The sequence below is a fragment of the Halomonas sp. HMF6819 genome (assembly GCF_044335525.1).
Classification (GTDB): Bacteria; Pseudomonadota; Gammaproteobacteria; order Pseudomonadales; family Halomonadaceae; genus Vreelandella.
This window is the reverse complement of sequence record NZ_JBIQVY010000003.1, coordinates 375,147-394,251: the sequence shown is the minus strand read 5'-3', so window position 1 is coordinate 394,251 and position 19,105 is coordinate 375,147. Positions and strand designations below refer to the sequence as shown.

The following is a 19,105-nucleotide window of genomic DNA, read 5'->3' as shown; positions in this document are numbered from 1 at the left end:
ACCTTGTATACAGATGAAAATGCTCTGAACAGTGCAGCAACGTTGCCAGACACAGCCAATTTCAATGAATTCAGCAGCTTGAAAAACGTCACGGGTAACTCAACGCGGCGCGGGCGCGCCCAAACGGTGCGCGATACTTTTTTTACGCACCAAAGAAAAACATATTCGACTTTCGTCTACTCGGCTTGTATACTAAACGCTGTTTCCTGTCCTCGCGCCATTTCCCCAATGGCGCTTTTTTTTACCCGCGATTTACACACTGACGCGTTTTCTTCTCGTCCCACCAAAGGTGTTCTTCTTGATGAAACCATCGGCTCACGACGGTGACAGCCGCAGGCGTTCTACGCTAGGCGACCCCGTTGTACTTATCCTAAGCATCGGATTTATCGTCGCTTTTCTTGCCTTCTCTTTCTATGACCTGAATCTGGTCGCCGACACCATCAGCCAGGGCTTCGCCTGGAGCGCGCTGATGTTCGGCACCTACTTCCAGTTCATGATGCTGGTGACCTTCTTCATCGCCATCGGCATTGCGCTGTCGCCGGCGGGCAAGGCCAAAATCGGCAACCTGGATGCACCAGAACTGAGCACGTTCAAGTGGATCTCGATCATTTTGTGTACGCTGTTGGCCGGTGGTGGCGTGTTTTTCGCCGCCGGTGAGCCGATCTACCACTTCGTGGTCGTGCCGCCGGCCTTCGATACCGACCCCAACGTGCCCGCCGCGGTACCCGGGGCGCTGGCGCAATCCTTTACTCACTGGGGCTTCGTCGGCTGGGCGATTCTGGGCTCGCTCACCGCCATCGTGCTGGCCCACGCCCACTACGTGAAAGGCCAACCGCTGCAGCCACGCACTCTGCTCTATCCGGTGCTCGGCGAGCGCTTGCTGCGCGGCCCGCTGGGCGGGCTGATCGACGCCTGCTGCGTCATTGCGGTGGTCGCGGGCACCGTCGGGCCGGTCGGCTTTCTGGCCACCCAAGTGAGCTTTGGCCTGCACGATCTGTTCGGGTTACCCAACAACTTCTATACCAAGCTGGCCGTGCTGGTGGTGCTGGGCGTGATCTACGTGCTGTCGTCGGTCAGCGGCGTGCAAAAAGGCATGCAGCTTCTTAGCCGCTTCAACGTCATTTTGGCGCTCATCATTGGCGCGGTGATCTTCGTGTTCGGCCCGACGCTGTTCTTGTTCAATAGCTACTTCGCCGGCATGGGCACGTATCTCGGTGACTTCTTCAAGATGGTCACCATGACCGCGGAAACCGCCCCGGCGGAGTGGATGCAGTGGTGGATCGTCTTTTTCTACGCCTGGTTCATCGCCTTTGCCCCGCTAATGGCGATTTTCGTCGCGCGGATTTCCCGCGGGCGCACCATTCGCGAAATGATCCTCGCCGTGTCGGTCATCGCCCCGATTGCCACCACGGTGTGGTTCACGCTGCTCGGCGGCTCCGGCATCTTCTACCAGATGACCGGCGCGATCGATCTCAGCGATGCCCTGCAGGCCTTCCAGTTCGACATCGCCACGCTGACCGTAGCCAAGGCGCTGCCCGGCGGCACCTGGATGGCGCTGGCTATTTTGCTGCTAACGACGATCTTCGTGGCCACCACCGGCGACTCGATGAGCTACTCCATCGCCATGGTGGGCGCCGGTCACGACGAGCCCAGCCGCTTTCTGCGCGCCTTCTGGGGCGTGGTCATGGCCATCATGGCCGCGGTGCTTCTGGCCATGCGCGAAGGCCAGATCGCCGCGCTCCAGCAGTTCATCGTCATCACCGCCGTGCCGGTCTCGTTCTTTTTGCTGCCCTCGCTCTGGAACGGGCCACAGGCAGCGTTTGCGATGGCCCGGGAGCAAGGGATTATCGACTGATGTCTTTCGGATGGCACTGACGTTTGCGCTATGATGGCTCGCCCATCTGCTCCCACGACGCCGGAGCGGCCCAGACGATCAGGAGCGCCCGTGGCATCGCGACACCTACCCTCCACCGCCGCCATGCAGTGTTTCGAAGCGGCGGCCCGCCATCTGAGCTTCACCCGCGCGGCCGACGAGCTGAACCTGTCGCAGAGCGCGGTGAGCAAGCAGGTGGCGCACCTGGAGGCGATCCTTCAACACAAGCTTTTTCGCCGCGTGCGTCGAAGCCTTCTGCTCACCCCGGAAGGCGCGATGTTCCTAAGCGACGTGCGCAAGGTGCTCACTCAGATCGAGATGTCGGCTCAAGCCGTCATGACCTATAGCGGTAACAGCGAAGTACTGAAGGTGGCCACGCTGCCAAGCTTCGGCAGCCGCTGGCTAGCGAATAAACTGCCCGACTTCATCGCCGCCAACCCGGGCATTAGCCTGGAGTTTCACGAACGAGTGGAGGATTTCGATCTCGAGCAACAGTCCATTGATGTCGCTTTTTTCTACGGGCACGGCAGTTGGCCGAGCCTGGCCTGCCACAAGCTTCTCGACGAAGAGATGGTGGTCGTTGCGTCCCCGACGCTGATCGAGCGCCACCGGATCACCCGGCCGGAGGATCTGGCCGGTCTGTCGCTACTGCATCTATCGACGCGCCCCGATGCCTGGCACCACTGGTTCGCCGACCAGAATGTCGCGACCGATCGAAGCTATCACGGCCATCGCTTTGAGACCTTTCCCATGATTCTGCGTACGGCGATGGCCGGCGGCGGGGTGGCGCTGGTGCCTTACTTTACCGTGGAAGAGGAGCTGGCCGCTGGCAAGCTGGCGATCGTTTGGCACCACCGGTTCAGTAGCGCCAACGCCTATTATCTGGTCTACCCGGAGCACCTGGGCGAGCTGGCCAAAGTGCGCCGGTTCGTCGAGCATCTGACCAAACATGCTGAGCAGAGCTGAGCTCCCCGCCAGATCCGGCCACCCTGCTTTTCGATCTACCCCGCTATTGCCGCCAGCACGCGCTGCCTCGAGGCTCGCTCGCGTTCGGCGTAAAGCGCCAGTTCGTCGGTCACCGGTGCGCCGAGCGCTTGCTCGAAGGCATCGCGGTTGGCGTTGCCCGCATAGGCGTCGTTCTCGCCGCCGCCCAGGTTGGACTGGAAGATACCCGCCGCGCTGACCGGGAGAAAATCCTCGTAGGTGATCGGCTGCGCCTCGACCAGCCCTTCAGTGATCAGCGCCTCGATCTCCACGCCGGGCTGAGGGGCCGACGCCTTGCCCGCCGCGGTCAGGTGGTAGTGAAAATAGCCCAACTCCTGCTGACGCATGGCCTCCAGATCATCCGGGAAGGCCTCGAAAACCTCGCCCATCACCGCCTGATGGGCGTCGTTGTCGAGCCCCGCCGCGCGCTTTCGGCCCTCACCCAGCAGCTGATCGTACAGGGCGCGGCCCTTGGGGGTGAGCGCCGTGCCGCGCTGCTCGATCTCGCCGAAACGCGCGGTGTGCGTGCCTTCGGCGTCGCCGGCAAAGCGGGTCGTCTCCTCCAGTGCCTTGAAACTGGTCTGGCGCAGCAGGATCGGGCACTCCCGGCGGGGCGGCCCTTCGATCACCGCCTTGGGGTTGATGCCCACGCCCGGCATGCGCCGCTGTACTTCGTCGATATCCAGCGTGCGCGGCGTCAGGTGATTGATGTGGGGGCCGCGAAAGCAGACCACGTCGGCAATGAGGCGGTGCTCATCGTGAAGCGCCTGATAAGTCTCGAGATCGACCGTGGCGTCCTTGTGCCAGCGAAAGGTTTCCAGCGCCTGTTCGACGAACTGCGCGGCCTCGTCCTCAGTGAGTCCGCCCTGGGCTTCGAAGCGTTCGATCAGCTCGCGGGCTTGCGAGGTGAAGATATCGCGCTGGTCGAGAATCCGCTTGGCGCGCTGGCGCAGCGCGTCGCTTTCGATCAGCTCAAGACGCAAAAGCGAGGTGAACACGCGAAAGGGGTTGCGCGCCAAGGCGTCATCATCGATGGGACGAAAGGCGGTCGAGTGGACCGGCACGCCCGCCTCGGACAGATCGTAATACCCTACCGGGTACATCCCTATCACGGCGAACAGGCGGCGCAGCATCGAAAGCTCGTCGGGAGAGCCAACGCGGATTGCACCGTGGCGTTCGACGCCGAGCCGGGTCATCTCGTCCTGCGCCTCCAGGCGCTGGCGTAGCTCCGGATGCTCTTCCAGCGTTTCCCGGTTCACCTCGGCCACCAACTCCAGCAGCGTGCCGTACTGGGGCACTTCCGTTTGATACATGTCGGACATCGCCTTCGAGAAGCGATCGCGAATCTCGTTGGCGGGCAGATAACGTTGCTGTGTCATGGGGGTCTCCGGGATGAATGAGGGCATGCCAAAGCGCAAAGCCGGCGGCCCACGCGGATAAAAAGGGATGCCTTTCATGAAAGCAGAGGTATACGCCCTTCACAAACGAAAAAAACCGCCCAACGCATGCCTTGCTGGAATGCATCGAGCCGATAACGCTTTAAAAAAACCCGGCACCATCCAGAAAAGGCAAAAAAGGAATGTACTCCGTCATTTACAAGCCATAGGCCACCGAGTGGAAGGCCCTGTAGACGTAATCGGCATCCTGAATGCGCGATTGGACGGCAACAGCACGCGCCTTAAACGCAGCGGGGCCGCCCGAAGGCGGCCCCGCTGGTCGTTACTGACGCGTCCTTAAACGTCTCAGGTCTCGTCGGCGTCGTCCACGTCGTCATGGTGCGGCGTTTTGTGATCCGCCTCGCTGGTCTGCTGGCTGGGCGGCGTTGCCTCGGAGATGGGCGTTTGAACGGCGCTCTTCTCCTTGGCCGTCGAGTCCAGAATCCGCAGGTTCGCGGGCGGCGCCTTGCCGTCGCGGTCCTCGCCGAAGTAGAGCGTGGTGTGCGGGAACGGGATCTCGATGCCGGCTTCGTCGAAGCGCATCTTGACCAGCCGGTTGAAGGCCCGGCCCACGCCCCACTGATCGCCAGGTGTGGTCTTGATGACCACGCGGATATTCACCGAGCTGTCGGCAAGCGCGGTCACACCGGCCACGGTCATGTCCGCCAAGAGCTTGAAGCCGTGCTCTTCGCTGGCCTTAAGATCCTCATAGGCCAGCTGAAGCTGCTCGATGGCGTAGTCGATGCTCTCGCGGTAGGCGATGCCGTACTCGCCGACGTGGTTGCCGTACTCGCGCATGTAGTTCGAGACGGTATCCACGCTCGAGAACGGTACGATGTGGTAGGTACCGGAAAGGTCACGAATCGCCACCGAGCGGATGCTCAAACGCTCCGCCGTACCGGTGATGCCGCCCACGGTAACCACGTCGCCAGTGTTCATGGCGTTTTCGATCTGGATGAACACGCCGGTGATCACGTCCTGCACCAGTTTCTGAGCGCCAAAACCGATCGCCAGACCCAGCACCCCGGCACCGGCAATCAGCGGGCCGATGTTGATGCCGATTTCCGACAGCAAAATCATGCCGGTGATGGTCACCATGGCGATCGCCAGGGCGTTACGGAACAGGCTCAAGAGCGTTTTGGCCCGGGCCGAAGGCTCGCCACCGCCGGTTTCCGGGTTGAGCTTGTGCTCGATCAAACTCGCCAGCGCCAGCCAAATGCCCAGCGCGACGATGAGAATCACCGCGATGCTGATCAGCCGGCCCACGATGAGCGCACCGCGCTCGGAGGCGTACCAGGCGGCCAGGTTGAAAGCACCCCAGGCATCCAGCACGACCATGACCACGGCCACCAGAATGATGGTGCGAATCACGCGCAGGGCGTTGGGGATGTAGCTATTGAGGCGATGTTCGAGCATCGGTAGCTTGCGGCGAAGATCCGCCGAAAGCTCGATACGCCGGCCGATGAACTGGGTCAAAAAGCTCGAGAGCAGAATGCCGATGACCACCGCGACTAGCGTTTTGAGCGTGGCGAACAGAACGAAGGGCAGCGCGTCGCCCGGGCGCACCAGCGTGAGCACGAACACGATCAGGAAATAGAGCAGCGCGAATAAATGCCAGGTACGGGCAAAGAGCCTCAGGGAGATACGGCTCGCCGTCATCGTGCTCTGGCGGCTCATATCGCTCAGGTTGTCGCGCAGGCGCACGCGGTTTCTCAACACCACGGCCACGGCGTAGATGAACGCCAAAACCATGATCAGCGTGCCGACCGCCTGACCCAGCGCCGGGGCGATATAGAAGTTGATCAGTGGCACAACGACCATCAGGCCGTAGCCGACCATGCCGACCAGCCGCGCAATCCAGCGGTTCCAGTAGCCCGCCTCCTTGGCCGAGATGGGCAGCAGGCGCAGCCCCTCGTAGCGCGACGAGAAGAGCATTCTAAACGCCGCCTTGATTAGCTCGATGACCAAAAAGGCGTTGAGGAACAGCGAGGCGCGCGTGGAGAGTTCGCCGGTTTCGCCCACCGCGAAGGTAGCGATCAAATTACCCACCACGTAGGCGGCACCGATGATCAGCGCGTCGATCAGCGCTGCGATGATCACGCAGCCAATCAGACGCAGAATCGAGGTCGAGCGCTCACCGTACTGCGACCAGCCGCTCAACTTGGTGAACAGTGACTTCGCCAGCCGGCGAAACAGCATGAAAATGACGAAGGTGGAGGCGATGACGATGCCCAGATTGATCGCCGCGGTGATGAAAGCCGCGCTATCAAAGCTGCCGCTGCTCTGGCCACTAAAGATTCCGGTGACGACCCCCGCCGCCTGCTCGAGCTGGGTACCGATATTGCCCACCACGCTGCTGGTGAGCTCGGCGAGCTGGCGTGGAAGCGACACGTCTTCCGGGGCCAGATTGCCCCCTTCGGCAGCGGCCTCCGGGGAGAGTTGGGCGTCCAGCGCGTCCGGCATCGAAGAGGCTTCGCTGCGCAGGCGTTCGATCAGCTCCTGGCGCGCCTGATCGTTTTCGAGCAGATCGGCCAGCGCCTCGTAGGAGGGAGGCGAATCGGCGGTTTCGTCGTCGGCGCTAAGCGTGGTTTGAGCCAGCGCCGGGCTCATCATGGCAAAAAGCGCAAGCAGCCAAACGCCCAGCCAGGGTAGTAAACGTGATGGCGTCACACCGGAGTCTCCCTTTGGGTGAAGTAGTGTATTCAATCTAACGGCTTAACCGCGTTATGCAAATCATAGCGAGCAGGCGCCTCGCGTCCAGCGCCGCGCCTTTTGCAGCGCGTGGCAGGGTAACATGGGCGCCCTTTGGCGGGTTATCCGCCGCGGGCATTAAGGGCAGTAAGGCGCCAGCCACTGCGCGGAAAACGCCAGCACCAGCGCGTAGCGCGCGCCCTTGGCCAGCAGGATCAGCGCCGCCGCGCGCCACCAGGCAAGACGCAAGAGACCGGCCACCACGGTGAGCGGGTCGCCTATGACCGGCACCCAGCTCAGCAGCAAACTGTATGCACCAAAGCGCTGGTACCAGCGGCTGGCGCGGGCAAGCTGGGCGGCCGTAGCGGGAAACCAGCGCCGGTGCTGAAACCGGCGGGCGTAGCGGCCAAGGGCGACGTTGATCAAACTGCCCAGCGTGTTGCCGAGTGTAGCCACCAGCCAGAGGGCGACCCAGGGCTCGCCCTGACACCACTGGCGGGCAAGCCACACCTCGGAGCCGCCGGGCAAGAGCGTGGCGCTTAAAAGCGCGACCCAGAAAAGGCTGACCACGGGCGTCGAGCGCTACAGGAGAGACATTCGGTACGCGACGCGCTAGGGCAGCCGGCCGCCGAGCCGGGCGGTGATATTGTTCGCCGCCTCGCGCACCAGCTCGCCAAGCGCCATCAGGCGCTCTTCGGGAATGCGCGCCATCGGCCCCGAGACGGAGATCGCCGCCAGCGGCATGCGCCGCTCATCAAAAATACACGCCGCCACGCAGTGCAGGCCAATGGCGTGCTCTTCGCGGTCGCAGGCGAAGCCCTGGGCGCGAATGGTGCGCACCTCAAACTCGATCGCCTCCGGGTCGAAGAAGGTGTTGGGCGTGACGCGCGACAGCGCATCGCCTCTCAAGAGCTCGGCGCGCTCGTCGTCGCTCATGCCCGCCAACAGCGCCTTGCCCACGCCAGAGGCGTGAAGCGGCGCGCGCGAGCCGAGCTTGGTGATCATGCGCATCATCTGGGTGGATTCGTGCTGGGCGAGAAACACCGCCGTGGCGCCATCGCGAATGCCGAGGTTGGCGGTTTCGCCGGTGTCCTGAGTGAGGCGGCGCAGAAACGGGCGGCTGGTGGCCACCACGTCGCGCGCTTCCAGAAAGCTGTTGCCGATACGAAACGTCTTGACGTCGATGCGCCAAAGCCCCTGCTCGCCTTCTTGCGTGACGAAGCCCTGGCTCTGTAGGGCCTGGAGCAGGCGGTGGGTGGTCGAAGGCGCCAGCTCCGCCGTCTCGGCGAGCTCGGAAAGCGCCATGCCCAAGGGGCTGGCCGCCAGATGCTCGAGCAGCGTCAAGCCGCGTACCAGCGACTGGCTGTGCCCACCGCTGGCTTTCGCCGCCCCGGCCGGGCGTCCTACGGACCTGCGCTTGGCCTCACTCACCGTACGTTCTCCTTAACTCGCTTGCCGCGCAGCGCTCGCCGCGCAAAACGATCAGGATAACGCGAGGCGCAGGCGAATGTCGCGTTTGCGGAAATAAATCCCATTCTGGCGGTAAAAACGCCGATAGCGCCCACCGGCGCTATCGAACGAGAATCGAAAGAGTAAAACGGCTTAGGCGCGCCGGCGCTGATCATGGCCAAGCGGATGGGGCTCGCCGCGGGCCTTGGCCAGATCGATCTGGCGCTGGCGCTCGCGGGCCGCCGCGCGGGTCTTCTCCGGCAGCGAGTCGATGCAGTGCGGGCAGCTGATGCCCGGCTCATAGGCCGCATCCGCCATATCCTCTTCGGAAATCGGCCGGCGGCAGGCATGGCACTGCTCGAAAGCGCCTTCGCTCAGATCGTGGCGCACGGTGACGCGGTTGTCGAACACGAAACACTCACCGCGCCATAGCGACTGCTCCTCGGGCACCTTTTCGAGATAGTTCAGCACGCCGCCCTTGAGATGGAACACCTCTTCAAAGCCCTCGTTAAGCATGAAGCTCGACGCCTTTTCACAGCGAATGCCGCCGGTGCAGAACATGGCGACCTTCTTGTGTTTGGCCGGATCGTAATGCTTGCGCACGTACTCGGGAAACTCGCGGAAGGTGGCGGTTTTGGGATCGACGGCGCCTTCGAAGCTGCCGATCTCCACTTCGTAGTCGTTGCGCGTATCGATGACCAGCACTTCCGGGTCACTGATCACGTCGTTCCACTGTTCCGGCTCGACGTAGGTGCCAACAGACGCGTTGGGATCGACGCCGTCAACGCCCATGGTGACGATCTCGCGCTTGAGCTTCACCTTGGTGCGGTAAAACGGCATCTCGTCACAAAACGACTCTTTATGATCGAGATCCGTAAGGCGCTCATCGCTACTCAGCCACTCGAGCAGGGAGTCGATGCCCTCGCGCGAGCCGGCCACGGTGCCGTTGATGCCTTCACGGGCGAGCAGCAGCGTACCTTTCACGCCGTGATCGACCATGGCCTGTCTAAGCGGCTCGCGTAGCGCCTCGAAGTCGTTGAGGGTGACGAATTTATACAGCGCGGCCACCACGATGGGGGCCGTCGAGGAAGGTTGGGTCATCGAACTCTCCTGGTAGTCGCTCTCGTAAAGGGCGGACCGGGTTAAAAAACGCGCTCATTCTAACGCAAGCGCTGCCCGGGTGCAGCAAGGCCGGATTGACGCAGATCAAGCCGGCTTGCCGGTTAACGCTCGATTTTATCGACGCGATCGGGGGAAAAGCTTCACTTTGCCCGCGCAGCGGCGGGCGTATAGTGAGCGGCACTGGTTAATGCCATGGATTGACACGGAGAACCTGCATGAACATTCGCCGCTCTAATGATCGCGGCTACGCCGACCACGGCTGGCTGCGCTCGTATCACACGTTTTCGTTCGCCAACTACATGGACCCGGCGCACATGGGGTTTCGCGCGCTGCGAGTCATCAACGAGGACCGCGTCGCTCCGGGCCACGGCTTCGGCACCCATCCGCATCGTGACATGGAGATCATCTCCTGGGTGCTCGACGGTGAGATGGCGCACGAGGACAGCCTGGGCAATGGCGAAACCATGCGCCCGGGAGACGTGCAGCGCATGTCCGCCGGTACCGGCGTGCGCCACAGCGAGTACAACGCCTCCAACACTCAAGGCCTGCACTTTCTGCAGATCTGGATCGAAACCGCCACCCCCGGCATGGCGCCGAGCTACGCGCAAAAGCACTTCCCCCGCGCCGAGCGCGAGCAGCGGTGGTGTTTGCTCGCCTCGCCCAACGCGGCCCAGGGCTCCATTAGCCTTCATCAGGACGTTAATCTGTATACCGGCCTGTTCGATGGCGACCTGCCCGCCCCGCCGCCCCACCGCTACGCGTGGCTGCACTTGGTCAAGGGCGAGCTCACGGTCAACGGTACGCGCCTGCTGGCCGGCGACGCCGCCGCCCTCGACCCCGAGGAGGCGCTCGAACTGACCGACGCCGCCAGCGCCGATGTGCTGCTGTTCGATTTGGCGTGAGCGCCGCCCAAGGCGCAAAAAAACCGGCCTCCCGAAGGAGGCCGGTTTGAAACGGCTGGCCAATGGCTAGCGCTACAGGCTTATAGCCCTAGAGGCTTAGCTATTGTGCGACGAGTAGAGCACGCGAATTTTGAGCGTGTGCTCGACCTGCTTGAGCGCCTCCAGCGCCTGAGGGCCGTAGGCCTTGTCCACGTCGATCACCACGTAGCCGACCTTTTCGTTGGTCTGCAGGTACTGGCCAGAGATGTTGATGCCGTCTTCCGAGAGCACGCGGTTGATCTGTGACATCACGCCGGGCACGTTGTCGTGAATGTGCAGCAAGCGGTGCTTGTCCGGGTGGGCGGGCAGCGCCACTTCCGGGAAGTTGACCGAGGTGATGGTGGTGCCGTTATCGGAGTAGGTGGTGAGCTTCTCGGCCACTTCGATGCCGATGTTCTCCTGGGCTTCCAGGGTCGAGCCGCCGATGTGCGGGGTGAGAATGACGTTCTCGAGACCGCGCAGCGGGCTTTCGAAAGTTTCGCTATTGCCCTTGGGCTCGACCGGGAAGACGTCCACCGCCGCGCCGTTGAGATGGCCGGACTTGATCGCCTCGGCCAGCGGCTCGATCTCGACCACGCTTCCACGCGAGGCGTTGATGAAGATCGCCCCGGGTTTCATCGCCGCGATCTCTTTTTTGGTGATCATCCAGCGCGTGGAGGGCAGATCCGGCACGTGCAGGCTGACCACGTCCGAGCGGCTCAAAAGCTCCTCGAGACTGCCGACCTGGCTTGCGTTGCCCATACCGAGCTTGGTGATGACGTCATAATAGATGACGTTGAAGCCCAGCGACTCGGCCAGCACCGAGAGCTGCGCGCCGATGCTGCCGTAACCAACGATGCCCAGGGTCTTGCCGCGGGCTTCGTGGGAGTTGGCGGCAGATTTCAGCCAGCCGCCCTGGTGGGCGCGCGCGTTTTTCTCCGGAATGCCGCGCAGCAGCATGATCGCTTCGGCAAGCACCAGCTCCGCTACCGAGCGGGTGTTGGAGTACGGCGCGTTGAACACCGCTACCCCGCGCTTGAGCGCGGCGTTCAAATCGACCTGGTTGGTCCCGATGCAGAAACAGCCAACCGCCACCAGCTTCTCGGCCGCGGCGAACACGCGCTCGTTGAGCTGCGTGCGCGAACGAATGCCGATGAAGTGAACATCGCGGATCTTATCGATCAGCGCCTCTTCGTCCAGCGACGTAGGCAGGTGCTCGATATTTTCATATCCGGCGTTGCGAAAATTGTCCACCGCGCTCTGGTGGACGCCCTCGAGTAGCAGGATTTTGATCTTGCTCTTGTCCAGGGACGTTTTGGCCATGACTGAATCAACCTCTATGTTCGGCGACGCGCGCCGTTTATCGGTTCATGAAAGGCCGCTATGGTAGCACAGCCCGCGCCTTCCCCGGCGTTCCGGCTTTATGAAAAGTGTGCGTTTTCAAAATGAACGCAGCGCACGTTGGCTGCCAAGCCCCGCGGGCGCAAGGGCAGACCACCTCTGGGTCTGGGTGTATACTGTGCCCTCGATAGCAGGCACACTCGCCGCCCAACGCATGGGCGCCAATAGGCAGGCACGGGTCAATGAGCGATACCACTCCCCCTTCACAGGATTTTGCCGCCACGGTTTCCCGCCTGGAGACCCTGGTGGAGCGGCTGGAATCAGGCGAGCTCTCTTTGGAAGAGGCGCTGACCGCATTCGAGGAGGGCGTGACGCTGACCCGCGACGCCCAAAAGCGCCTGGACAGCGCCGAGCTCAAGGTGCGCGCGCTTAGTGAAGACGGCGACGGTAAACTCACAATGACGCCGTTCGAGAGCCCGGCCGACGCCGCAGCGAGCGCCTCCCCCGACGACAACGCCGAGGATACGCCCCCATGGTAAGCGAGCGCCCCACCTCCTTGCGCGAGCACCGCGACACCAGCCGCGCTCGGGTCGACGCCACGTTAGAGGCGCTGTTGACCGACGGTACCGTCGATGCGCGCCTGGACGCGGCGATGCGCCACGGCCTGCTGGTCGGCGGCAAGCGCCTGCGCCCGCTGCTGGTCTACCTGGCGGGCCAAGCGCTAGGCGCCGATGACAAAGCGCTCGACGCCCCGGCCGCCGCCATCGAGCTGATTCACGCCTACTCGTTGATCCATGACGACCTGCCGGCGATGGACGACGACGACCTGCGCCGCGGCCAGCCCACGGTGCACAAGGCGTATGACGAAGCCACCGCGATTCTGGCCGGCGACGCCCTGCAGGCGCTCGCCTTCGAAGTATTGGCGCGCCCGCGCCCGCCAAGGCTTGCCGCCATGGTCACCACCCTGGCCGTCGCCTCCGGGCGCCAAGGCATGGTGGCCGGCCAGGCGCTGGATCTGGCCGCCGTAGGCGGACTTCCCGACGTCGAAGCGCTCAAGCACATGCACGCGCACAAGACCGGCGCGCTGATCGAAGCCGCGGTGCGCCTGGGCGGGCTTTGCGCCGTCGATGAGGACGACCCGCGTCTCGAGGCGCTGGCTCGCTACGCCCGCGCCATTGGGCTAGCCTTTCAAATTCATGACGATGTGCTGGACGTGACCGGCGATACGGCCACGCTTGGCAAGATCTCCGGCGCCGACGCCGCGCGTGCCAAGCCCACCTATTCGAGCCTGCTGGGTCTTGATGGGGCCCGGCAAAAGGCGCGCGAGCTGGTCGATGAGGCCCAAACGGCGCTTGAACCCCTTGGCGAGAACGCCGCGCCCTTGATCGAGCTTGCCGCCTATATGATCGAGCGCGACCACTAAACGAGCGCTGTCTCGACAGTGTCTGTATAAAAAATGACCGTGACTACATGCCCATGAAGCTGTTCGACGAGATTTCCCGCGAGCGCCCGGTAACGCCGCTGCTCGACGCCATTGATCACCCGGCCGCTCTGCGCGCCATGAACGACGCCCAGCTCGCCGAGCTTGCCGACGAGCTGCGTGCCTACCTTCTGTACAGCGTGGGCGTTTCCGGCGGCCACTTCGGCGCGGGCCTTGGCGTGGTCGAACTCAGCGTGGCGCTGCACCACGTCTTTGACACCCCCAGAGACCGGCTGGTGTGGGACGTGGGCCACCAGGCCTACCCGCACAAGATTTTGACCGGGCGGCGCGAGGCGATGACCGGCATCCGCCAGCACGGGGGCTTGGCCGCCTTTCCGCGCCGCGCGGAATCCGAATTCGACACCTTCGGCGTGGGCCACTCGAGTACTTCGATCTCCGCCGCGCTCGGCATGGCCTTGGCCGCCCGCGCGCAAAACGATGACCGCAAGGTGTGCGCGATCATCGGCGACGGCGCGCTGACCGCGGGCATGGCGTTCGAGGCGCTGATCCACGCCGGACACGTCGATGCCAACATGCTAGTGGTGCTCAATGACAACGAGATGTCGATCTCGGAAAACGTCGGCGGGCTTGCGACCTATCTGGCGCGCATGCTGTCGAGCAAGCCGTATCTCAAAATGCGCGAAGAGAGCAAAAAGGTGCTCTCGCACCTCCCCGGCGCCTTGAAGTTTGCCAAGCGCACCGAAGAGCACATGAAGGGTTTCGTCAGCCCCGCAACGCTTTTTGAAGAGCTCGGCTTCAACTACGTCGGCCCCATCGACGGCCACGACCTGGAAGCGCTGACCGATACGCTAAGCGCGCTGCGCGAACAGAGCGGCCCGCAGTTTCTGCACATCAAGACCGTCAAGGGCAAGGGCTTTCTGCCCGCCGAGGCGGACCAGATCGGCTACCACGCCATCACCAAGCTGGAGAAGCCGCAAGGCGCTAAAGCCGAGGCGAAAAAGCCCGCCGCCGCCCCGGCCGCGCCGAAGCAGAAGTACTGCAACGTGTTCGGCAACTGGCTGTGCGACATGGCCGCCTCGGACAAACGGCTGATGGGCATTACCCCGGCCATGCGCGAAGGCTCGGATCTGATCCGCTTCTCGAAAGAGTACCCCGAGCGCTACTTCGACGTGGCGATCGCCGAGCAGCACGCGGTCACACTCGCCGCCGGCATGGCCTGCGAGGGCATGAAGCCGGTGGTGGCGATCTACTCCACCTTCCTGCAGCGCGGCTATGATCAGCTGATTCACGACGTAGCGGTACAGGGGCTCGACGTCACTTTCGCCATCGACCGCGCAGGACTGGTCGGCGAGGACGGCCCGACCCACCATGGCAGTATGGACATTTCGTTTCTGCGCTGCGTGCCCAACATGGTGATTCTGGCCCCGGCAGACGAAGCCGAGTGCCGTGCCATGCTGAGCGCCGCCTACCAGTTTGAGGGCCCGGCGGCGGTGCGCTATCCCCGCGGCACCGGCCCCGGCGTGGCGGTGCCCGAGCACCTGGAGCCCTTGACCATTGGCCGCGCCGACACGCGCCGACGCGCCGACGGCGACGGCCCTAAAGTCGCGCTGCTGGCATTCGGCAGCATGAACGGCCCGGCCGAGGAAGTCGCCGAGGCGCTGGGCGCCACCCATATCAACATGCGCTCGATCAAGCCGCTGGACCGCCACGCGGTGCTCACCGCCGCCGCCGAGCACGATCTGCTGGTGACGCTCGAAGAGAACGTGGTGGCCGGCGGCGCCGGCAGCGCCATCAGCGAGTTGCTGCACTTGGAAAACGTGGCCGCCAACGTGCTGAACCTGGGCCTGCCCGACAGCTTCGTCGAGCACGGTACCCCGGACGAGCTCTTGCGCGACTGCGGCTTGGATGCCCCCGGCATTCAGGCGGCGATCGAAAAACGCCTGGCGCAGCTAAACGGCTAGCCCCAACAAAAACCGGCAGGTCATCTGACCTGCCGGTTTGCCGTTTCACGGCTATCAAGCCGTCTTGCAGCACTTACTCTCCGGCCGCGTTAAGCCGCTCGATCGCCTCACCGGAAAGTGTTAGCTCGACCGCGTCGAGCGTATCGTCGAGCTGCTCAAGCTTCGTGGCGCTGGCGATCGGCGCGGTGACGCCGTCCTTGGCCAGCAGCCAGGCGAGCGCCACCTGGGCGGGCTTGGCGTCGAGTTCGTCGGCCACGCTTAAAAGCTCACCCAGCACGCGCTTGCCGCGCTCATCGAAGTAGTGGCCGAGAAACCGCTCGCGGTCGCTGCCTTTGGTATCCTCAAGGGTTTTGTACTTGCCGGTGAGAAATCCGCTGGCGAGCGAAAAGTAGCTCACCACGCCTAGTGCCTGCTCGCTTGCCAGCGTTTTTAGCTCGCCTTCGTACTTGTCGCGCTCGACGAGGTTATAAAGCGGCTGAATCAGCTCGTAGCGCGGCAGCCCCTGCTCTTTGGAGACGTCCAGCGCTTGGCGCAGGCGTCCGGCCGAGTAGTTGGACGCGCCGATCGTGCGCACCTTGCCCGCCTCGATCAGCTTCGAGAACGCGGTGAGCGTCTCGTCGAGCGGCGTGTCCTGATCATCGGTGTGGGCGAAGTAGACGTCGAGGTAGTCGGTGTTCAGCCGCGTGAGCGAGTCGTTGACCGCCGCTTCGATGTTGGCCTTCGAGAGCCCCTTGCGCGCCTCCCACAGCCCCACCTTGCTCATCAGCACGATGTCGTCGCGCTTGCCGCTTTGTTTGAGCCACTTGCCCAGCACTTTCTCGGACTCGCCGCCGCGATGGCCCGGCGCCCAGGACGAGTAAACGTCGGCGGTGTCCACAGCGTTGAAGCCGCGCTCGACGAAGCGGTCCAGAAGCTCGAACGAGCGCTTCTCGTCGGCGGTCCAGCCGAATACGTTACCGCCAAACGCGAGCGGCGCGATCTCGATGCCGGAGCGGCCCAGTGGGTGTTTGTTCATCATCCTACTCCCTGTTGGATTTTGAGGGTGCGCGAGGGTTTGAGATAACGCGCTGTTGTCAGCCTGGCAGGCCACGGCAGCGACGCCGGTACGGCCGCTAAGCCAACGTGTTGGGTAGAGAACGCAAACGCTCGACGCGCAGCGCCGGCGTCGCTTTGCCAGCGGCGGTGAGGCGCACCCAGCCTTGGGCTTCGAGCTCGGCGCAGGCGCGCCGGATCAGCGCGTGCTCGATCTCCAGGCGCCGTGACAGCCGCGCGCTGGAAATTCCACCCTCGCCCTGCTCATCGAGCGCCAGCAGCACCAGCGCTTGCAGCGCGTCGAGCGCTGGGTAGGTGCGCTGAAGGCTCGCAAGCGCGCGCTCGAGCGTCTGCATCAGGCAATACGGGCGCTGGGTTCAAGACGAATGGCGATGGATTTGTACGCCGGGGTATGGCTGCCCTCGCCCTTGTGGGAAAGCGGTACCAGCGGATTGGTTTCCGGATAGTAGGCCGCCGCGCAGCCGGCCGGGGTGTCGTAGGCCACGACCTTGAAGCCTTCGACCCGGCGGGCAATGCCATCGTCGGATTCGCCGACCAGATCGACCCACTGCCCGGCGGATACGCCCAAGCGCTCGATATCCGCCTTGTTCAGAAACACCACCTGGCGGCCGTTTTCGATGCCGCGGTAACGGTCGTTGTAGCCGTACACCGTGGTGTTGTACTGATCGTGAGAGCGCATCGTCTGCAGCGTCAGCCAGCCGTCGCGCGCGGCCATGCGCTGGTGCATCACGCCCTTTGGCAGTGGCGCGTGGGAGAACACGGCCTTGCCGCTTTCGGTCGGGAACTTGCGCTCGGCGGTGGGGTTGCCAAGCCAAAAACCGCGCGGCACGCGCACCCGCTCGTTGAAGTTGTCAAAGCCAGGAATGACCTCGGCAACGTGCTCGCGAATCACATCATAGTCGTTTCTCATCGCCGCCCAATCGACCGCCTCGCTTCCTACCAGCTTTTCGCCAAGCTGGGTCAACAGCGCGATTTCCGAGGGCAGGTGGCGGCTTGCCGGGCGGTTGATGCCCGCGGAGCCGTGCACCATGCTCATGGAATCCTCGACGGTGATCAGCTGGGTCTTGCCGCCGGTTTTGTCGATTTCGCTGCGGCCAAGGCAGGGCAGAATCAGCGCTTTTTCGCCGGTGATCAGGTGGCTGCGGTTGAGCTTGGTGCTGATGAACGCGGTCAGCCGGCACTGACTCATCGCCGCCTCGGCCACGAAGGTATCCGAAATCGCGCGGGTGAAGTTGCCCGCCAGGCCCACGAACACCTTGCCCGGCGCGTCGCGCATCGCGGCGACTGCGGCCACGGAATCGACTCCGTGCTCGCGCGGCATGGGCCGCTTATAGCGGGCCTCGAGAGCATCCAACAGCTCGTCGGAAGGCTGCTCGAAGATGCCCATGGTGCGGTCGCCCTGCACGTTGGAGTGGCCACGCACCGGCGAGGTGCCGGTGCCGGGCCGACCCAAATTGCCGCGCAGCATCAAAAGATTCACAATTTCGCGCACGGTGGGCACCGAGTGTTCGTGCTGGGTGATGCCCATCGCCCAGCAGATGATGGTGGCATTCGAGCGGGCGTAGAGCTCGGCGGCCTTCTCCATCTCGGCCCGGGCAAGCCCGGACTGCGCTTCGAGATCCCCCCACGTGGTCGCCTCGACCAGCGTCTGGTACGCCTCGAGCTGCTCGGTGTGCTCGCTGAGAAAGGCGTGGTCGAGCACCGTTTCGCCGCTGGCCTCGCGCTCGAACAGCGCCTTGGCAATGCCGCGCACCGCCGCCATGTCGCCGCCCAGTTTGGGGCAGAAGTAGTGCGAGCTGATGCGGTGGCTGCCGTTGTGCAGCATCTCCAGCGGCTTCTGCGGGTCGGCGAATTTCTCCAGGCCGCGCTCGTGAAGCGGATTGAAGCTTGCGATGATGGCGCCGCGCTCGGCGGCTTCGCGCAGCGTGCCGAGCATGCGCGGGTGGTTGGTGCCCGGGTTCTGGCCGAAGACGAAAATCGCCTCGGCGTGCTCGAAATCCTCCAGGCGCACGCTGCCCTTGCCGGTGCCCAGCGCGTCGCCCAGCGCCACGCCGCTCGCCTCGTGGCACATGTTGGAGCAGTCCGGCAGGTTGTTGGTGCCGTAAAGGCGCGCAAGAAGCTGGAACACGTAGGCGGACTCGTTGCACGCCTTGCCAGAGGTGTAGAAGATCGCGTCATCCGGGGTGGGCAGCGCCTTGAGCTCGTCGGCGATCAGCGTGAGCGCATCGTCCCAGCTGATCGGCTCATAGTGGTCAGTCTCGGCGTTGTAGGCCATGGGTTCGACCAGCCGGCCCTGGTCCTCGAGGCGGTAGTCGTCCCAGCTTTTTAGCTCGGTGACGCTGTAGCGGGCGAAGAAGTCGCGCTTGACCCGCTTGGCGGTCGCCTCCCAGGTCACCGCCTTGACGCCGTTTTCGCAAAACTCGAACGACGAGCCGTGCTCCGGGTCGCCCCAGGCACAGCCGGGGCAGTCGAAGCCGTCGGGCTGGTTGAGTTTCAAAAGCGAACGGGCGTTGGTCGCCGGCGAGCGGCTGTGCAGGAGATGCTGGCCCACTGCCTTGAGCGCGCCCCACCCGCCAGCCGGGTTGCGATACGTGCCCACGTCCGGGTCGTGTTCGCGGGCTTTTTTATCGGCGGGTTTCTGGCTACTGGGCGAGGTCATTGCGCATCTCCTGGCGAGGCGTTCGGGGCGGCCATTGGCGTGGACGCCGACCGTTATCAAGCTCATAAAGTCTGGACAAAAGTCTGACAAGGTCAAGCGAGAGAAACCAATCCTTCTATACTGACTCTCAATTCTCGATATAGTGGCGCTGGATAACCACTTAGCCCGCCCTTTT

At 63.6% G+C, this 19,105-nt stretch carries 16 protein-coding genes; 7 read left to right on the top strand and 9 right to left on the bottom strand.

Features of this window, described 5'->3' with window-relative positions; all coding sequences use genetic code 11:
• Window positions 1-3 precede the first annotated feature (3 nt).
• From ACGLWX_RS11900 to ACGLWX_RS11890, 3 genes are all read left to right on the top strand, one after another.
• Entirely contained in the window at window positions 4-327 is a 324-nt protein-coding gene (locus ACGLWX_RS11900; RefSeq protein WP_396239941.1) for a hypothetical protein, read from the top strand.
• The gene (locus tag ACGLWX_RS11895; protein WP_396239939.1) at window positions 302-1,855 is read left to right on the top strand and encodes a BCCT family transporter; all 1,554 of its coding nucleotides are present in this window, start codon (window positions 302-304) and stop codon (window positions 1,853-1,855) included. The genes ACGLWX_RS11900 and ACGLWX_RS11895 overlap by 26 nt, the downstream gene beginning before the upstream one ends.
• 90 nt (window positions 1,856-1,945) lie before the next feature.
• Window positions 1,946-2,839, top strand: a complete 894-nt coding sequence (locus tag ACGLWX_RS11890; protein ID WP_396239937.1) for a LysR substrate-binding domain-containing protein — start codon at window positions 1,946-1,948, stop codon at window positions 2,837-2,839.
• A 35-nt stretch (window positions 2,840-2,874) separates the two neighbouring features.
• On the opposite strand, the gene ACGLWX_RS11885 is transcribed toward ACGLWX_RS11890, so the two are convergent.
• From ACGLWX_RS11885 to ACGLWX_RS11865, 5 genes are all read right to left on the bottom strand, one after another.
• Window positions 2,875-4,236 carry a VOC family protein gene (locus ACGLWX_RS11885; RefSeq protein ID WP_396239935.1) on the bottom strand — a complete coding sequence of 454 codons (1,362 nt, stop codon included), beginning with the start codon at window positions 4,234-4,236 and terminating at the stop codon, window positions 2,875-2,877.
• A 363-nt stretch (window positions 4,237-4,599) separates the two neighbouring features.
• Window positions 4,600-6,963: a mechanosensitive channel protein gene (gene ybiO, locus ACGLWX_RS11880; protein WP_396239933.1), complete on the bottom strand. Its 2,364-nt coding sequence runs from the start codon at window positions 6,961-6,963 to the stop codon at window positions 4,600-4,602.
• 159 nt (window positions 6,964-7,122) lie between these two features.
• Window positions 7,123-7,554: a YqaA family protein gene (locus ACGLWX_RS11875; RefSeq protein WP_252108214.1), complete on the bottom strand. Its 432-nt coding sequence runs from the start codon at window positions 7,552-7,554 to the stop codon at window positions 7,123-7,125.
• A gap of 42 nt (window positions 7,555-7,596) precedes the next feature.
• Window positions 7,597-8,415: an IclR family transcriptional regulator C-terminal domain-containing protein gene (locus tag ACGLWX_RS11870; RefSeq protein WP_252108213.1), complete on the bottom strand. Its 819-nt coding sequence runs from the start codon at window positions 8,413-8,415 to the stop codon at window positions 7,597-7,599.
• Between the two features lie 171 nt (window positions 8,416-8,586).
• The gene (locus tag ACGLWX_RS11865; RefSeq protein WP_396239931.1) at window positions 8,587-9,534 is read right to left on the bottom strand and encodes a rhodanese-related sulfurtransferase; all 948 of its coding nucleotides are present in this window, start codon (window positions 9,532-9,534) and stop codon (window positions 8,587-8,589) included.
• Window positions 9,535-9,770: 236 nt separating this feature from the next.
• On the opposite strand from ACGLWX_RS11865, the gene ACGLWX_RS11860 reads away from it, so the two are divergent.
• Window positions 9,771-10,457, top strand: a complete 687-nt coding sequence (locus ACGLWX_RS11860) for a pirin family protein (protein WP_396239929.1) — start codon at window positions 9,771-9,773, stop codon at window positions 10,455-10,457.
• Window positions 10,458-10,553: 96 nt separating this feature from the next.
• Here the strand turns inward: ACGLWX_RS11860 and serA are convergent, their stop codons facing one another.
• Window positions 10,554-11,798 carry a phosphoglycerate dehydrogenase gene (gene serA, locus ACGLWX_RS11855; protein WP_252108210.1) on the bottom strand — a complete coding sequence of 415 codons (1,245 nt, stop codon included), beginning with the start codon at window positions 11,796-11,798 and terminating at the stop codon, window positions 10,554-10,556.
• Window positions 11,799-12,058: 260 nt separating this feature from the next.
• Between serA and ACGLWX_RS11850 the strand changes: the two genes are divergently transcribed.
• The 3 genes from ACGLWX_RS11850 to dxs are packed head-to-tail and all read left to right on the top strand — an operon-like array spanning window position 12,059 to window position 15,218.
• Window positions 12,059-12,355, top strand: coding sequence for an exodeoxyribonuclease VII small subunit (locus ACGLWX_RS11850; RefSeq protein ID WP_252108209.1), 297 nt, complete (start codon window positions 12,059-12,061; stop codon window positions 12,353-12,355).
• A complete protein-coding gene (locus ACGLWX_RS11845) occupies window positions 12,349-13,239 on the top strand; it encodes a polyprenyl synthetase family protein (protein ID WP_252108208.1) in 891 nt (296 codons plus the stop codon). Before ACGLWX_RS11850 ends, ACGLWX_RS11845 begins: the two co-directional genes overlap by 7 nt.
• 47 nt (window positions 13,240-13,286) lie before the next feature.
• On the top strand, window positions 13,287-15,218 hold the full coding sequence (dxs, locus tag ACGLWX_RS11840; protein ID WP_396239927.1) for a 1-deoxy-D-xylulose-5-phosphate synthase: 1,932 nt from the start codon (window positions 13,287-13,289) through the stop codon (window positions 15,216-15,218).
• Window positions 15,219-15,291: 73 nt separating this feature from the next.
• Here the strand turns inward: dxs and ACGLWX_RS11835 are convergent, their stop codons facing one another.
• The 3 genes from ACGLWX_RS11835 to ACGLWX_RS11825 all read right to left on the bottom strand — a co-directional run bounded on the left by ACGLWX_RS11835 (window position 15,292) and on the right by ACGLWX_RS11825 (window position 18,930).
• A complete protein-coding gene (locus ACGLWX_RS11835; protein WP_396239925.1) occupies window positions 15,292-16,233 on the bottom strand; it encodes an aldo/keto reductase in 942 nt (313 codons plus the stop codon).
• A gap of 97 nt (window positions 16,234-16,330) precedes the next feature.
• Complete coding sequence (locus ACGLWX_RS11830; RefSeq protein WP_396239923.1) at window positions 16,331-16,606, bottom strand: MarR family transcriptional regulator; 276 nt, start codon at window positions 16,604-16,606, stop codon at window positions 16,331-16,333.
• Window positions 16,606-18,930 (bottom strand): FdhF/YdeP family oxidoreductase, encoded by a 2,325-nt coding sequence (locus tag ACGLWX_RS11825; protein WP_396239921.1) that lies wholly within the window; start codon window positions 18,928-18,930, stop codon window positions 16,606-16,608. Before ACGLWX_RS11825 ends, ACGLWX_RS11830 begins: the two co-directional genes overlap by 1 nt.
• Window positions 18,931-19,105: the final 175 nt, after the last annotated feature.

Excerpts from the sequence above, each read along its gene's own strand:
- ACGLWX_RS11895 (WP_396239939.1), top strand. The coding sequence starts at position 302 with ATGAAACCATCGGCTCACGACGGTGACAGCCGCAGGCGTTCTACGCTA.
- ACGLWX_RS11885 (WP_396239935.1), bottom strand. The coding sequence starts at position 4,236 with ATGACACAGCAACGTTATCTGCCCGCCAACGAGATTCGCGATCGCTTC.
- ACGLWX_RS11865 (WP_396239931.1), bottom strand. The coding sequence starts at position 9,534 with ATGACCCAACCTTCCTCGACGGCCCCCATCGTGGTGGCCGCGCTGTAT.
- ACGLWX_RS11860 (WP_396239929.1), top strand. The coding sequence starts at position 9,771 with ATGAACATTCGCCGCTCTAATGATCGCGGCTACGCCGACCACGGCTGG.
- serA (WP_252108210.1), bottom strand. The coding sequence starts at position 11,798 with ATGGCCAAAACGTCCCTGGACAAGAGCAAGATCAAAATCCTGCTACTC.
- ACGLWX_RS11850 (WP_252108209.1), top strand. The coding sequence starts at position 12,059 with ATGAGCGATACCACTCCCCCTTCACAGGATTTTGCCGCCACGGTTTCC.
- ACGLWX_RS11845 (WP_252108208.1), top strand. The coding sequence starts at position 12,349 with ATGGTAAGCGAGCGCCCCACCTCCTTGCGCGAGCACCGCGACACCAGC.
- dxs (WP_396239927.1), top strand. The coding sequence starts at position 13,287 with ATGCCCATGAAGCTGTTCGACGAGATTTCCCGCGAGCGCCCGGTAACG.
- ACGLWX_RS11835 (WP_396239925.1), bottom strand. The coding sequence starts at position 16,233 with ATGAACAAACACCCACTGGGCCGCTCCGGCATCGAGATCGCGCCGCTC.
- ACGLWX_RS11830 (WP_396239923.1), bottom strand. The coding sequence starts at position 16,606 with ATGCAGACGCTCGAGCGCGCGCTTGCGAGCCTTCAGCGCACCTACCCA.
- ACGLWX_RS11825 (WP_396239921.1), bottom strand. The coding sequence starts at position 18,930 with ATGACCTCGCCCAGTAGCCAGAAACCCGCCGATAAAAAAGCCCGCGAA.